Genomic DNA, 15411 nt, shown 5'->3' with positions numbered 1-15411 from the left:
AATATGATTACCAAGATTCTTTCTACACTTGAAAACACGCTCATGTGGGCAGTGGACATGCTGTACTCGTGGGTCCTATTGTTCCTCCTGGTCGGCGTTGGCCTGGCGCTAACCGCGTACCTGAAGGGCGTGCAATTTCGCCATTTCAAAGACATGGTCCGCTCGCTAGCGAACTCGCGGACAGCAAGTCGAAATGGGATCTCCTCATTCCAAGCGTTCGCAGTTGGGATTGGCACGCGCATCGGCATTGGAAACATCGGTGGGGTGGCGCTCGCCCTAATTATGGGTGGGCCCGGCGCGATCTTCTGGATGTGGATCGTTGCTGCGGTCGGAATGGCATCCTCATTCGTCGAATCAGTCCTGGCACAACTATTCAAAGTTCGCCACGCAGACGGCACGTTCCGCGGCGGGCCAGCGTACTACCTGCGGCAAGGTCTGAACTGTAAACCAGCGGCCGTAGTGTTTGCCGCAATCACGGTACTCGCCTGCGGATTTGCCGTGCCCATGGTGCAGGTCAACACGGTGGCCGCCACGTTTGCTGCCAACCACGCGGTCCCCACGTACTCCACCATGCTGTTCTTCCTGTTGCTGCTCGCACCCGTGATCCTCGGGGGAATCCGCTCCGTAGCCCGCGCGTCCGAATACTTAGCGCCCATCATGGCTGGCGCCTACGTGGTCATCACCCTCGTGGTGCTTGTCTTGCACCCCGGCCAAGCGCTCGCGGCACTAACCAGCATTTTCACCGCCGCATTCGGACCCACCCAAGTAGCTGGGGGCGTAACCGGCGGGTTGTTCGTCGCCCTCGTGAACGGGGCGCGCCGCGGCTTGTTCTCTAACGAAGCCGGGCTGGGCACCACCCCGAACGCGGCCGGCGCAGCCGCGGTAGACCACCCCGTGCAACAAGGATTCTTGCAAGCCTTCGGCGTGTTCGTAGACACCATCGTCGTGTGCACCGCCACCGCCTTACTGATCCTCGTGTCTGGCGTTTACACCCCGGGCATGGACCCGGCAGCAGCGGGCTCTTTAACCGCCCAAGCTGTCACCTCCTCCCTGGGTTCGTGGATGGCACTACCAATGTCGCTGATCATCTTCATATTTGGATACACCTCCGCCTACGGTGCATACTCTTATGGGCAAGTTGCACTGGACTCACTGACCTCCAACCGCGCGGCCTCGTGGGGCTTTCGCGTACTAGCCGTGGCCGTAGCCGGGTTGGGAGCCGTCGTTAAACTACCGGTCGTGTGGGCACTGTCAGATTTCCTCCTGGGCCTAGGTGGCATCATCAACCTGGTGGCAATCGTCGTCCTCGTCCGATGGGTACGCGTCGCCCTCAACGATTGGGAACAACAAACCCAAGCCGGTACGCGACCCGTGTTTAACGCCGCAAAGTATCCCCGCCTCAGGCCAATCCTGAAAAACGGGGTGTGGTCTGAGGGTAGTGATAGGAAGGTGCAGTAACAACGATCGGAGACTAGACATGACGACAGTAATGAACGGGGTAGCAAGCGCAGTGCAATGGGCGGCGCAAATGCTCTATTCATGGGTCCTAGTCTTCCTCCTGATCGGGATGGGCATATACCTCACCATCTACATGCGGGGCGTGCAAATCCGCCACTTCCCAAACATGATCCGCGCGCTCAAAGGGGCTCGCAGCATCAAAGGGCAAGAAGTCAGTTCGTTCCAAGCCTTCGCCGTTGGCCTGGGCACGCGCATCGGAATCGGAAACATCGGGGGCGTGGCGCTCGCTCTTATTATGGGTGGGCCGGGTGCGATCTTCTGGATGTGGATCGTGGCTGCAGTCGGGATGGCGACCTCATTCGTTGAATGCGTGCTCGCGCAAATCTTCAAATCAGAAGTAGAACCCGGTATTTACCGAGGCGGACCCGCCTACTACATTTCCCGCGCCCTGGGGTGGAAACGCGTGGCCGCGGTTTCGGCGTGCATTTCCGTAGTCGCATCCGGCCTGGCCGTACCCATGGTGCAGGTCAACACGGTTGCGTCCACACTCGGGGCGAACCACGGCGTACCCACGTGGGTGACGATGCTGATCTTCCTCGTTCTCCTCGCACCCGTGATCTTGGGCGGCATGTACTCGGTGGCGCGTGCCTCCGAGTATTTAACGCCCATCATGGCGGGCGTGTACATTTTGGTGACGATCGCAGTGCTGGCGCTGAACCCCGCTGCCGCAGCCGCCGCCTTCGGGTGGATAATCACCGCTGCATTCGGCCCCACCCAAGTGGCGGGCGGCGTGACCGGCGGGTTGTTCATAGCGCTGGTGAACGGGGCGCGCCGCGGCTTGTTCTCTAACGAAGCCGGGCTGGGCACCACCCCGAACAACGCGGGGGCAGCCACCGTCGCCCACCCGGTGCAACAAGGCCTCGTGCAATCACTGGGCGTATTCATCGACACGATTGTGGTGTGCACCGCCACCGCTTTGCTGATCCTCGTTTCGGGCGCCTACCATCCCGCGATGCCGACGCAAGCTGCGGGTTCCTTAACCGCCCAAGCTGTGACCTCCTCCTTGGGCTCGTGGATGGCGCTGCCGATGTCCCTGATGATCTTCGTGTTTGGCTACACGTCGGCGTACGGCGCATACTCGCACGGGCAGGTGGCGCTCGATCATTTGAGTCGCAGGCCGACGGTCACGTTGGTTTATCGGGCGGCCGCAGTGTTGGCGGCATCCGCCGGCGCAATTGTGAACTTGCCCGTTGCTTGGGCATTATCTGACTTACTTTTGGGGTTGGGCGCTATTATTAACCTCGTGGCCATCGTCGTGTTGGTGCGGTGGGTGCGTTTGGTGCTGCAGGATTGGGAGAGTTTGAAGCGGCGCGGCAAACCACTCGTGTTCAATGCAAACCGATACCCCGAATTGCGTGAACTCACGCAAGAGGGCGTGTGGAATGGTGAGCTACGGTAAATAACCGCATGTGACCGCTCTGGGTGGCCGCAGCGCTAAACCGCCATTGACCTGGAAAGGGAGTACCTATGTACTCAGCGAGCATCGTTGATACGTTTGAATCCATTGATTCAACGCTGGCGAATCTTTTTACATTGTTTTACGATAATCCGTTGCAGATGAACGTGATTTACGCGCTCGCTGCCGCCGGAATCGTGTTCACAATCTGGACACGCGGCGTGCAACTGCGGTTCTTCCCCGCGGCTCTCAAAGCGGTTTTCTCCTCCCGGGCGGATGCGGAAGGGGGGATTTCCTCGTTCCAAGCTTTCGCGATTGGCCTGGCCTCGCGCGTGGGGACGGGCAATATTGCTGGGGTTGCGATCGCGATCGTCCTCGGCGGCCCCGGCGCCGTGTTCTGGATGTGGATCGTCGCGATTTTAGGGATGTCAACGGCGTTCATTGAGGCCGTGTTGGCGCAGCTGTTCAAGATCCGCTCTAAAGACGGGTCGTTCCGCGGCGGGCCTGCCTATTACATTCGCGACGCACTCGGGTCCAAACGAGTGGGCGCAGTGTTCGCCATCTTCTTGATTTTCGCGTACGGATTCTCATTCAACATGGTGCAGGCGAACACGATTTCAAACGTGGTGTCCACCCAGTTCAACGTACCCACCTGGAGCGTAGCGCTGGTTCTGCTGCTGATTAGCGCGCCTATCATTTTTGCTGGGATTAAACCAGTTGCCCGTTTCGCTGAGGTTCTTGCGCCCTCCATGGCGATTGCATACATTCTGTTCGCGGTTGTGATCATCGGGCTGAACGTGATGGATGTGCCTGCGGTGCTGGTGCAGATCGTCCACTCCGCGTTCGGTTGGGACCAAGTGGTTGGCGGTGGCGTCGGTGGGTTCATGGCTGCACTAACGAACGGGGTGAAGCGCGGCCTGTTTTCGAACGAGGCCGGGATGGGGTCGGTGCCGAACGCGGCGGCGACTGCGACGGTGCGTCACCCGGTGCAGCAGGGTTTGATTCAAACCTTGGGGGTGTTTGTGGACACGATGATTGTCTGCACGGCCACCGCCTGCATCATCCTCTTCTCGGGCTTGTATAACCCGGGGATGAGCAGCAACGATGGGGCGGCGTTGACGGTTGAGGCGATCAGCACGAACCTGGGGACCTGGGTGGAGATCCCGATGGCAATCATCATCTTTGTGTTCGGCTACTCCTCAGTGCTGGGTAATTACACGTACGCGGAGATTAACTGGAACTACTTGCGGGGCATGAACGCGTCAACGGTGCCCCTGAAGGCCCTTGTGCTGGTGTCCGTAGGTTTGGGTTCCGTGATATCGCTCAAGGCGGCGTGGAACCTGGCGGATATTGCGACGGCGTTCATGACGATGCTGAACATCGTTGCCCTGTTCCTGCTGGGTCGGTACGCGGTGGGGGCGCTGCGGGACTGGGTGGATCAGCGGCGTTTCTCTGATGCTCCACCCGTGTTCTGCGTAACGGACAATAAGTATTTCCCCCAGGGGCTGCGCGGTTCAACCGTGTGGTCGCGTGAGGCCGTTGAACAGCAGTGGGGTGAGATTCCGCGTTACTATGGCGTGCAGAAGGAGGGTTAGAAAACTATGAAGGTCGTGAGGTTCAAACCAGCGGGCAATCCGCGCTACGGGGTGTTGGAAGAAGGTTCCAGTCGGATTCTTGGGCTCAAAGGTGATCCTTTGTTTCAGAAGGTGGAACCATCCGGGGAGTTCTTCGAGGTGGATGAAGTGCGGTTACTTTCGCCTGTGATTCCGCGTTCCAAAGTGGTGGGGGTGGGCCGCAACTACGCGGATCACGCGCACGAGCTGGGCAACGAAGTGCCTCAGGACCCAATTTTGTTTTTTAAACCAAACACGTCTGTGATCGGCCCGGACGACCCGATTGTGTTGCCGCCCTGGTCTAATGAAGTGCACTACGAGGCGGAACTGGCTGTGGTAGTGAAAACGTTGTGTAAGGACGTGGCTGCAGACCAGGCGAAAGACTATATTTTGGGGTACACGGTTGCCAATGACGTGTCTGCCCGCGATGTGCAGCGAAGTGACAGTCAGTGGGCGCGGGCGAAGGGGTTTGACACGTCGTGCCCGTTGGGTCCGTGGATTACGGTGGATCCAGATTTAGATCCGCACGACCTGGATATTTCAACCACGCTGAACGGAAAAATAGTGCAGTCGGGCAATACTCGCGACATGATAGTTGGCGTGGGGGAGTTGATTGAGTACATTACGCACGCGTTCACGCTCTTGCCCGGGGACGTGATTTTGACGGGCACTCCCGCGGGTGTGGGGCCGATGCAAGCTGGTGACCGGGTGGAATGCACGATTAGTCAGATTGGTACGCTCGGTAACTTTGTGGTGCGTCGGTAGGTGCGATTGTAGTTGCCGGGTTCGGAAAGCAGTTCCAGTAGTGTGGTGGATGCGCAGGCGCGTAAGATTCATGAGGTTCTAGCAGCTCAGTCGCTGCCGATTCTGTCTGTGCGCGGGCAGGTCGAAGGGGCGGCTGCGCGGGGCGATCGGTTTGTTTTGTCGGCCACGCCGGGCAGTGGGAAAACTACGTTGGCGCCCCTCATGTTGGCTGGTGCTCGGCCGGGCCGTGTGCTGGTGGCGGCGCCGCGGCGAGTGGCGGTGCGCAGTGCCGCCCGGTTTGTGGCCGCCCTGTTTGGCGAGCCGGTGGGACGCACTGTGGGCATGTCGATGCGTGGGGACCGGCGGGTTAGTGACCGCACCCGCGTGGAGTACACCACCACTGGGGCTCTGTTGCGGCGCGTGATTAACGAACCGGATTTGCCGGGGGTTAGTGCCGTGTTAATAGATGAGGTTCACGAGCGGCACGCGGATGCGGATTTGGCGTTAGCGATGGTGCTTGATGTGGCGGATTTGCGCGAAGACCTGCTGGTGGGCGTGATGTCTGCAACCGCGCAGAACGAACTGTTTGAGCACTTGCTGGAGCCGGCGGGGCGCATTGAGGCGCGCGGCCAGATTTTTCCGCTGGAGGAGTATTGGTGTCCGCATCGAAACCCGTTGGATGCCGGTGGGCTCACCCGCGGGTTCTTAAGTCACGTGGCTGATGTGGCCCGCGCGGCGTTTGACCGTCACGGTTCTACGTTGGTGTTTGTCCCCGGGGTGCGCGAAGTGGAGGCGGTGCGCGGGCAGTTACAAAACCTTGGGGTACCCGCGTTGCCACTGCACGGGTCTTTGACTTCTCAGCAGCAAGACGCCGCGCTGGCCGATGGCAAGCGCGTGGTGGTGGCAACCGATATTGCGGAAACCTCCCTGACAGTACCGGGGGTGAACTGCGTGGTGGACAGTGGTTTTACCCGGGCCCCGCGGTTCGACCTGGCGCGGGACGCGCAAGCACTCGTAACGGTTAGGGAATCGCGTTCGTCTGCGCGGCAGCGGGCGGGGCGGGCGCATCGCACCGGGCCGGGCGTGGTGTACCGGTGTTTTAGCGAGGTCGATTTTGCCCGCTTGGAGCGGTTTGCACGCCCTGAAGTGGAGTCGGCTGACTTGACGGAGGCAGTGCTGTTAGCGCACGCGTGGTCTGCGCCAACGCAGTTGCGGCTGCCCACGGCAATGCCTGCCCCAGCGATGGAGCGGGCCGAAGCGAACCTGCGCGGCATCGGGGCTGTAGACGGGTCGAATGCGTGCACTAATAGTGGGCGCACCCTGGTGGGGATCCCAGTTGATCCGCGGATGGCGCACGCACTGTGCACGGTTGCCTCCTGGGAAAGTGATGCGGCGGCCACGGCGGAGGCTAACAGGAAGCGCGGCTCCGCCAGCTTGGTGCGGGTCGCCGCCCAGGCAGTGACATTGCTGAATACGGATGCGCGCCTTCCGGGCAGTGACTTGGAAGCGGCGCTGGCGAGTGCGGACAAACGTGAGGTGGTGCGGCTGCTCAAAGTGGCGCGGCGCGACTATCCGCTGCTGCCGCGGGCGCGCAAATGCTTAGCACAAGCGCCCGGGCTGACTATAGTCCAGGTACCCGGGTTAGTTACGGCGCTGGCGTTTCCGGGGCGGGTAGCTAAGCGCCGGGGGGAGGACAGGGCCGGGCGGGCGACGTTCACGGCAGTTTCTGGCACGGGCTTCGTTGTGGACCAGGATTCGCCGCTGCACGGTGAGTCGTGGATTGCGGTTGGCGCGGTGCAGACGATCCGCGGAGTGACACACGTGCGGGCGGGAGCACCGCTGGATCCAGAGTTTTTACCGGTAACGAACCCATCTGATTTTTGTGAAGTGCAGACAGCCGAGGTGATTTCAAACCGCGTGGTGGGGCAGCGAGTACGCCGGGTTGGAGCAATTGAGATTTCCAGGGAGCGCACGCGTGCCGAGTATGCCCCAGCGCTTGAGGCGTTGCGTGAACTGGTGCGCGAACGCGGACTCGCGGTGTTCAAACCCAGTCGGCAAACTCAGCGGCTACTGGATGCGATGACGTTTCTAGCTGGAGCTGATGAGGCAGCGAAGCACAGTGCCGGTGAGGCGGCCGACGCGAGTGCTGAACCGGGTGCAGAAACAAAATCAACGAACGCTCACCCTAGTGCCAAGCGGTGGCCGGCACCTACCGCGGAGTTTTTCGCAAACCATTTGGAACTGTTGATTGCCGGCACCCGTGCACTAGAAGGGGAGCGGCTTTCGAATATAGCGGTGACCACGGGAATCCGGAACGTGTTGGGCTGGGAAAAAGCTGCGCAACTGGACCAGCAGGTGCCTCAGCGCGTGCAGTTGCCCAGCGGCCGGTTCGCTTCAGTGGAGTTCGACCCCGAGCGGGGCCCCACGATCCGCGCAAAACTACAGGAGTGTTTCGGGTGGCGGGATGTCCCCCGGGTGCTGGGCCGGCCCCTCACGATTGAACTGTTAGACCCCGCTGGGAGGCCGCTGGCGATAACCGGGGACCTGGAGTATTTCTTCAACGAGGTGTACTCGCAGGTGCGCTCCCAAATGCGGGGCCGGTATCCGAAACACCCGTGGCCCCAGGACCCGTGGGCGGCGGTGGCCACGAACCGCACAAAACGTCGCATGTAACCCAGCGCCACCTCGGGTCCTTGGGTAGCTCGCAGTACCCGGCCCCTCAAGCAGGTAATCGCGCCTCTTGCAGTCAATCTTGCGCCACCTCGGGTTCTTGGGCAGCTAATCTAGCTTCGACAGGCAATCCCACCCGCAACGGGGTGCGGGCTGGGCGTTACTGTACGGCAGGGTCAAACCGGTGGACGCTCGCGCTGGTTACTGCAATAGATCCTTCAACGGAGGCGACTGCGACCTGTCGCGCGCCTTTTCCTTGGGGGAAGTTCAGGGAGGTCAGCGACGTGCTGCACCCGTTTGCAAACACCTCCAGCGAACCCTTATCAACTAGCACGCGAAGCTGCAGGTGGTCCCCACCGTTGTAAGGCATGGAACGGTACCCGCGCTCACTTGGAGCAGCTAAACCGCGATCCAAGTAGATCCGCTCCGACAGGGAATCGTACCCAACTACTGCACAGGACTGCTCGGTTGCATGCACCAGCAGGGCAACTTGTTCAGAGGAAGTCGCGCTCAAATCAACCTCCACGTCAACTTCCCCGGCTTGCAGGTCTGCGCAGAGCACGCGGGTTTCGTTGGGGCCGAGCGTATCCGCGTCAATGCGGGCGAGTTGCGAGCCGCGCAACCCCTCGATTTCCTTGACAGGACGCGCGCATAGCTCCCCACTTGCAGTTAAAGTCAGCTCCCGGGGCGTGCACTGCTGTCCGCTCCACTGGTCCTCCACCGAAGCCAAAGGTCGGTCGAAACCACCCATCCACGCAAACAGGATGCGCCGCCCATCCGGTGCCTGCATGGTTTGGGGCGCGTAGAAGTTGTGCCCTAAATCGTATTGCGCGTACTTAGACGTCACCTCAAAATCCGAACCGGGTTGCCACCGGCCCACCACGTACCCCGTGTTGTGTCCGTTTCGCCCCGAATACCCTTGAGGTTTCGCGTGCGTCATCGGGCCGTACAACAGTACCCACTGGTCGCCAAGTGGGAAGAAGTCCGGGCATTCGACCATGTACACGTCCGGATCCGGGTCGGTAAATAGGATGCGGTCAAACTCCCAGTGCTTGAGGTTTTTTGAGGTATACAACCACACTTCACCACGGTTCTTAACGCTCGCGGCAACCACCAGGTACCAGGTGTTACCCATACGCCACACTTTGGGATCGCGAAAATCCTCCACTCCTTCTAGGGGTGCGATTACCGCCCCGTGCTTTTCAAACTCGACGCCGTCTTTGGAGGTAGCTATGCATTGAGTTTGGACTTTGCCGTTTGCGTCGTCACGGCCGTTCACCCACTGGTTACCGGTGTAGAACACAACGAGCTCGTCATCGTCCACCACCGCGCACCCAGACCACACGCCCCCGGTGTCGTGGGTAATCTCACCGTTGTTTGGCTCGGTTCCTCCCTCAGGAATATTACTGGGGGCCAGGGCAATGGGGTGGCGCTGCCAGTGAACCAGGTCTGGGCTGGACACGTGCCCCCAGTGCATCGGACCCCACTGGGGGGCGTACGGGTAGTGCTGGTAGAACACGTGGTAGCGGCCTTTGAAGTAGCACACGCCGTTGGGGTCATTCATCCATCCTGCCGCGGGGGCAATGTGGAACTGCGGGTACCAGCGGTCCGCACGCTGGTTTTCGAGGTTGTGGTTTGCGTCCATCGCTTCGGTAATCGCTGTTGTAGTCACGTTCATTTCCTTTAACAATATTTGCCGATGTGCATTTAGAGATGTGCATTTGGAACTGATTGTTTTTGCGGTTAACGGGTGGGAATCTCCTCGGGATTAATCGCCTGCTTATCGCGGCGAAGCACGAAGAAGGCGTAAACCGCAGCCACCGCTACGATCGCGGACACTACGTGGAAAGTTGGCTGGTAGCCGATGGAATCGCGCAGTGCACCCAGCGGGCTGGACAGGATTACGTTACCGATCTGGGCAGACAGGTTGAATGCCACCAAGTAAAGCGTGGCTGAGAGCGCGTGGTTAAAGTGCAACGCCAAGTACTTAAACACGCCCAGTACGAACAGCGGTACTTCGAGGGAGTGGCACATTTTCGCAATCGAAATCAGCACGGGGTTAGTGAAGAAACCACACGCGGAGATCCGCAGGAACATTACTAGCACGCCCAGCAGCAGGGTGTTGCGGCCACCGACTTTGCGCACTAAGAACGGAATGATGCCCATCATCGCGGCCTCTAAGAAAACTTGGATGGAGTTCAACACGCCGTAGGCGTGCTGACCCTGCGCGGGGGTTTGGAACAAAGTGGTGTAAAAATCGGGGAACATCTGCTGGTCGAAAACCGTGTAGAACGTCCACGAGAGGAACACGAAACCAATTAAGGCCCACACTTTTTTGTCTCCCAAAAGGGAAAGCATTTCTTTAGCGCTCGGAATTGCGTCCGCGCTCGCTGCGGTCTCTTGCTCTTCGGTGCGGGGCACCCAGAAGAGTTGAATCAGAAGTAAGAGTAGGCCTAGTGCGGAGCCAATCCAGAAGTTCAGTAGCGGGTTTACGGTAAAGAGGAATCCGGCTATAAGCGCTACGATTGCGTATCCGAAGCTGCCCCACATGCGTGCTTGTCCGAACTCGAAGTTCGTGTACCGGCTGAGCCGTTCCACGAAGGCTTCGAACAGACCACACGATCCCAAGAAGGCGGCGGAGAGGAAGATTGCGCCGGCAACCGCGCCGAGGTAGAAGTGTGATTCAAGGAGGGGCCGGTAGATCCATTGGGCAAACGGGCCAACTAGGCACATGAGAGCGGCGGCGGTACGGACCAGGTGGCGGCGCAGGCCGAGGCGGTCTTGTCCGGCACCGTAGATGATCATGCACACCAGGGTGCCGACCCCGTTGATTGCGTAGACCGTCCCCACTTGCGAACCGGTTAGTTGTAGGCCACCGGATTCACTTGTTAACCAGATCTGGAAGAAGGACCACCAGATTCCCCACGATCCGAAGAAGAGCAAAAAAGTTGTGGAACCGTACAGGTAAGCGGGGTTCCCGAGTGTTCGTCTAAAATCCGCCATGGATTTCAACCTTTCTTTATGCGTGAGGTGCCATCCCACTCATTTGTTGTTCGTTTAGGCGCTGCGATGCGCCTCTAAGCGGGGTGTACACAAGTTAGTGTAACGATTAACCTACGGTAGGTCAATCGTTTAACCATGTTGGTTGAATAGCGTTATTTAGAATCCCGAGAGGCGATGGATTCGCGCCACACCGGGGAAAGGGGCAATTGGAGAATCTGCTGCGCTGTCGTTTGCGTTGGCGCTGTCGTTTGCGTCGCCGGGGTGGTCTGCTCGCCAGTGGTCTGCGCACCCGCGGTCTGGGGAGCCGATTCCGCGCCAAGTGACGTTGCTGCTGCGTCCATCGAAGGGACCTCATCCAAGACAGCGGCTACACCCAGGCGACCCATTTCGTAATACGGCAACCGCAACGTAGATAAGCCCGGACGCATGAGGGCAGCTAGTTCCTCATCGTCAAAAGACATGACGGAAAGATCAGTGGGGATTTTTAGCCCCAGTTCAGCTGCGGCCTGGTAGACCCCAAATGCGATCCGGTCATTCGCCGCCAGCACCGCAGTGGTCTCTGGGGCGGCGTGCAGTACCTCCAGGGTGCCTTCGTAGCCAACTTCCGGTTCCCATTCGAGCGACTCCACCTCGTGGGCGAAGTGCAAGTTTTCTGCTGCTAACTGCGCATCAATGCCCTGCATGCGCGCACCGATATTAACGGACCCACGGTAAAGATTGTCCAGCCGCTGCCGGCCCACAAACCCAATCCGCTGGTGCCCACGCTGCGTCAGTGCCCGCACCGCGGCCCGGCCCGCCTCAAACTCCTGGGGGAGGAACGCGCGGTACCCCGCAGCAGTTGAGTTCAAAACCACGCACGGCAAACCAGCGGTCGGTGGGTCGAGCTGCAGATCACGCGAAGCCATGACGCCAATCAAAATCGCATCCACCTGCCGGCCCCGCAGCGCCCGCACCGCGTCGTTAATCGCCGCGTCCGACTCCCCGGTTTCCATGATCATCACCGCGTGGTCACGTTCGTCCGCTGCTTCCAAAATCCCCTGCAGCATGTCAGAGGCGAACCGGGTCAATGTGACCTCAGACGAAATGAACCCGATTGAATGCGACTTACCCATGCGTAAGGTGCGGGCCGTGGCATCGCGAATGTACCCCAACTCGTGAGCTGCCTGCCACACCCGCTGCTGTGTGCGATCCGAAATGCGGCGGCCCGTATTGTTCAACACGAGCGACACGGTGGCAACAGAAACCCCCGCAAGTTTCGCAACATCAGCCATCCGTGGTTTAACACTCACCGCAATCCCTTTCCACCAAAATTCACTCGCTTCGGCGCCCCTGATAGTTCAAACAGGCCTACTGTTTCAGCGGGCCTCTGATTGTTCCAGCATGCCCGCTCGCTCAGGCTCCGCCGATTGTCCTAGTGCGCCGGTCCGCGTAGGCACCCCTTATTTCCTCAGGCGCGTGGCTGAGGAAACCGCTCTAAGCTGCGACGCAACACAGAACGCCCGGTTGCAACGTTGAACCGGACAAACTGTTCGAAACCTGCTCCGCATGCTTTCCCATCATTGACCAAAATGCCGGCGCGCACAAAATCTTGTGCCGGACACTCACTGCCCAGCGCGGAGGCGTCAATGAACCCCATGTACGTGCCTTCCGGACGCGCCCAAGACATCGCACGGCCAGCCAGGAACTCATCGACAACCGTCAGGTTCTCATCAACATACGCGTTAACGGCATCCAACCATTCGCCGCCCTCGCGGTACGCCGCAATCGCTGCTATCGCTCCCAGTGGGGCAGCCGGATGCAAATACTGCCGCGCCTGCTCCCATCGGCCCGCCAACTTCCCTCGCCCAACAATCATCTGTGCGCAGTGCAAACCCGCCACGTTAAACGCCTTCGACGCCGCCACCGCCATCACCGCGTGGTCCGCGAACGACGGATCCACACTCAAATAGGGCACGTGCCGACGCGGCTGCGGCACCAAACCCGCGTGAATCTCGTCGGCAAACACCAGCAAGTCGTGTCGTTGCGCAATTTCCCCAACGCGTTCCAACTCCTCGCGTTCCAACACCCGCCCCGTGGGATTCCACGGGTTGCACAGCACCAGCAGGTCCCCCGAATGTGCGGCTGCCTCAAGTGCCTCAAAATCCAACTGCCAACGCCCCCGCACAATCTGGCCGGGCACCTGGTGGACCCGGTGACCGTGCAGCTGCGGCAACGTCAAAAAAGGCATGTAAGCCGGCGTGGGCACAATAACGGTTGAACCGGGCTTCAACAGGCCCTGGAGCATAGCGCAAAACCCATCTAGCACCGAAGAAGCTAACGACACGCAGGTCGGATCTAGCGAAAACCCAAAGCGTTCGCGCTCAAAAAACTCTAATGCTTCCGCAGTGCGGCGCGCCAAGTGGGGCGGTAGATAACCAAAAAACTCCTGCTCCACCGCCTGCTCGATCGCCCGCTTCACCACTGGCGCAGTACCGTAATCCATCTCCGCAATCCAATGGCCACTGGCCGACTCCAGTGCTTGCGCGGGCGTGTTTGCGACCGGGGAAGTGGACCACTTCATACTCGCCTTCGAACGCATCTGCGCCTCGTCAAACGCGTCAAAATCAAAATCCATAACCAGCATCCTCCCTGATGGTCTCGCGGTAACGCCACGCATCTTGTACAGCGCATACCTGCACGCGATAGAATAAAAGCACTATGGCTACTAATTCTAACGGTAAAGTCCGCGTTCGTTTCTGCCCTTCACCAACGGGCACCCCCCACGTCGGTATGGTTCGCACCTGCCTGTTCAACTGGGCTTGGGCCCGGCACGTGGGAGGCACGTTTGTGTTCCGCATCGAAGACACCGATGCGGCCCGCGATTCACAAGAATCATTTGACCAAATCATCGAGTCCCTGCAGTGGCTCGGCCTGGATTGGGACGAGGGTATCAACAAGGGTGGCCCACACGGGCCCTACCGCCAGTCGGAACGCATGGACATCTACCAGGATATAGCGCGCAAACTAGTGGAAGGTGGATACGCGTACGAATCTTTCTCAACGGCAGAGGAAGTGGAGGCCCGCCACCGGGCAGCCGGACGCGATCCGAAACTCGGTTACGACGGCTACGATCGCGACCTCACCGAGGAGCAAAAAGAGGAGTTCCGCGCGGCTGGGCGCGAACCCGTGCTGCGCATGCGCATGCCCGATGAGCCCATTACGTTCACGGACATGGTGCGCGGGGAAATCACGTTCAAACCCGGTTCCGTACCCGACTACGTGATTGTGCGGGCCAATGGGCACCCGCTCTACACGCTTGTGAACCCGATTGATGACGCGCTCATGGACATTACTCACGTGCTGCGTGGTGAAGACCTATTATCGTCCACGCCGCGGCAGATCGTGCTGTACCGCGCGCTGCTGGAGCTGGGCATTGCCAAGCAAATCCCCCAGTTCGGCCACCTCCCGTACGTGATGGGGGAGGGCAACAAGAAACTGTCTAAACGCGACCCCGAATCGAACCTCCTGCTGCACCGCGAACACGGGATGATCCCCGAAGGGCTCATCAACTACCTCGCGCTCCTGGGCTGGTCAATCAGTCCTGACAACGATATTTTCTCTGCTCAAGAGATGGTGGATGCGTTCGACATTCACGACGTGAACCCGAACCCGGCGCGGTTCGACCTCAAAAAATGCACCGCCATTAACGCAGAGCACATTCGGATGCTCGAACCAGATGATTTCAAGTGCCGCCTAGTGCCGTTCCTACACCGCGAAGGGCTCGTGTCTGCAGAAACGTTTGACGAGCTTCCCGGGCGGGAACAAACCATCCTCACTGCGGGTGCGCCGCTGATCCAAACGCGGATCCAGCTGCTAGGGGAAGCACCCGGTATGCTGCACTCGCTGTTCGTGGGCTCCGACCTGATTTCTTACGATCCGAAAGCCGTGAAAAAACTTAAACCCGGCGCTACGGAAGTGGTGGAACGCGCGCGCGACATCCTCACGGATCTTCCGCAGTTCGACGCGCAGTCTATTGAACACGCACTGCGCAGTGAACTGATCGAAAAGATGGGATACAAACCGCGTTTGGCATTCAACCCCGTGCGGGTCGCCGTGTCTGGCAAACAGGTGTCGCCACCACTGTTCGAATCCCTCGAGATTATTGGGCGCGAAGAAACCCTGGTGCGGCTGAACAAGTTCGTGGGCGAAGTGCAACTGTAAAAAACAACTGAGGTTCACGCCGCTAAAGCAGAGCGTGATCTGTTTAACCCCGCGCCGATTTGTGAACGCGAAGGGGACTCAGGTAAAGTTTCTTAGCGGCGACGCCGGCGGAAAGATTGAAAAATCAACCGTCAGCAAGCCTCATGCCTTGGGGTATGGTGTAATTGGCAGCACGAGTGATTCTGGTTCATTTAGTCTAGGTTCGAGTCCTGGTACCCCAGCCACCACTTGTTTCACGCAAGTGGTTCCACCTGTAGTGTGGTTGTT

General features: G+C 59.5%; 10 protein-coding genes and 1 tRNA gene. 7 read left to right on the top strand and 4 right to left on the bottom strand.

Annotated elements, in window-relative coordinates; all coding sequences use genetic code 11:
* The first annotated feature begins 3 nt into the window (after positions 1 to 3).
* The 5 genes from QS713_RS07800 (at position 4) to QS713_RS07780 (ending at position 7944) form a co-directional block, all read left to right on the top strand.
* A complete protein-coding gene (locus tag QS713_RS07800; protein WP_313274190.1) occupies positions 4 to 1458 on the top strand; it encodes an alanine/glycine:cation symporter family protein in 1455 nt (484 codons plus the stop codon).
* A 19-nt stretch (positions 1459 to 1477) separates the two neighbouring features.
* Positions 1478 to 2917 carry an alanine/glycine:cation symporter family protein gene (locus QS713_RS07795; protein WP_313274188.1) on the top strand — a complete coding sequence of 480 codons (1440 nt, stop codon included), beginning with the start codon at positions 1478 to 1480 and terminating at the stop codon, positions 2915 to 2917.
* Positions 2918 to 2985: 68 nt separating this feature from the next.
* Positions 2986 to 4509 (top strand): alanine/glycine:cation symporter family protein, encoded by a 1524-nt coding sequence (locus tag QS713_RS07790; protein ID WP_313274186.1) that lies wholly within the window; start codon positions 2986 to 2988, stop codon positions 4507 to 4509.
* A 6-nt stretch (positions 4510 to 4515) separates the two neighbouring features.
* Positions 4516 to 5292, top strand: a complete 777-nt coding sequence (locus QS713_RS07785; RefSeq protein WP_313274184.1) for a fumarylacetoacetate hydrolase family protein — start codon at positions 4516 to 4518, stop codon at positions 5290 to 5292.
* 12 nt (positions 5293 to 5304) lie between these two features.
* Complete coding sequence (locus QS713_RS07780) at positions 5305 to 7944, top strand: ATP-dependent helicase C-terminal domain-containing protein (RefSeq protein ID WP_313274182.1); 2640 nt, start codon at positions 5305 to 5307, stop codon at positions 7942 to 7944.
* A gap of 157 nt (positions 7945 to 8101) precedes the next feature.
* On the opposite strand, the gene QS713_RS07775 is transcribed toward QS713_RS07780, so the two are convergent.
* The 4 genes from QS713_RS07775 to QS713_RS07760 all read right to left on the bottom strand — a co-directional run bounded on the left by QS713_RS07775 (position 8102) and on the right by QS713_RS07760 (position 13558).
* The gene (locus QS713_RS07775) at positions 8102 to 9613 is read right to left on the bottom strand and encodes a glycoside hydrolase family 32 protein (protein WP_313274181.1); all 1512 of its coding nucleotides are present in this window, start codon (positions 9611 to 9613) and stop codon (positions 8102 to 8104) included.
* A 71-nt stretch (positions 9614 to 9684) separates the two neighbouring features.
* Entirely contained in the window at positions 9685 to 10944 is a 1260-nt protein-coding gene (locus QS713_RS07770) for an oligosaccharide MFS transporter (RefSeq protein ID WP_313274180.1), read from the bottom strand.
* 152 nt (positions 10945 to 11096) lie between these two features.
* Complete coding sequence (locus QS713_RS07765) at positions 11097 to 12233, bottom strand: LacI family DNA-binding transcriptional regulator (RefSeq protein ID WP_313274177.1); 1137 nt, start codon at positions 12231 to 12233, stop codon at positions 11097 to 11099.
* A 158-nt stretch (positions 12234 to 12391) separates the two neighbouring features.
* Positions 12392 to 13558 carry a MalY/PatB family protein gene (locus QS713_RS07760; RefSeq protein ID WP_313274174.1) on the bottom strand — a complete coding sequence of 389 codons (1167 nt, stop codon included), beginning with the start codon at positions 13556 to 13558 and terminating at the stop codon, positions 12392 to 12394.
* Between the two features lie 155 nt (positions 13559 to 13713).
* Here QS713_RS07760 and gltX point away from each other — a divergent pair, with 155 nt between their 5' ends.
* Both gltX and QS713_RS07750 read left to right on the top strand, forming a co-directional pair.
* On the top strand, positions 13714 to 15144 hold the full coding sequence (gene gltX / locus QS713_RS07755; RefSeq protein ID WP_376779579.1) for a glutamate--tRNA ligase: 1431 nt from the start codon (positions 13714 to 13716) through the stop codon (positions 15142 to 15144).
* 149 nt (positions 15145 to 15293) lie between these two features.
* Positions 15294 to 15368 (top strand) — tRNA-Gln (locus QS713_RS07750).
* Positions 15369 to 15411 lie beyond the last annotated feature (43 nt).

This window comes from Gleimia hominis (assembly GCF_032085515.1).
Classification (GTDB): Bacteria; Actinomycetota; Actinomycetes; order Actinomycetales; family Actinomycetaceae; genus Gleimia; species Gleimia hominis.
This window is presented reverse-complemented; position numbering and strand designations above follow the sequence as displayed.

Excerpts from the sequence above, each read along its gene's own strand:
- QS713_RS07760 (WP_313274174.1), bottom strand. The coding sequence starts at position 13,558 with ATGGATTTTGATTTTGACGCGTTTGACGAGGCGCAGATGCGTTCGAAG.
- QS713_RS07800 (WP_313274190.1), top strand. The coding sequence starts at position 4 with ATGATTACCAAGATTCTTTCTACACTTGAAAACACGCTCATGTGGGCA.
- QS713_RS07770 (WP_313274180.1), bottom strand. The coding sequence starts at position 10,944 with ATGGCGGATTTTAGACGAACACTCGGGAACCCCGCTTACCTGTACGGT.
- QS713_RS07790 (WP_313274186.1), top strand. The coding sequence starts at position 2,986 with ATGTACTCAGCGAGCATCGTTGATACGTTTGAATCCATTGATTCAACG.
- QS713_RS07795 (WP_313274188.1), top strand. The coding sequence starts at position 1,478 with ATGACGACAGTAATGAACGGGGTAGCAAGCGCAGTGCAATGGGCGGCG.
- gltX (WP_376779579.1), top strand. The coding sequence starts at position 13,714 with ATGGTTCGCACCTGCCTGTTCAACTGGGCTTGGGCCCGGCACGTGGGA.
- QS713_RS07785 (WP_313274184.1), top strand. The coding sequence starts at position 4,516 with ATGAAGGTCGTGAGGTTCAAACCAGCGGGCAATCCGCGCTACGGGGTG.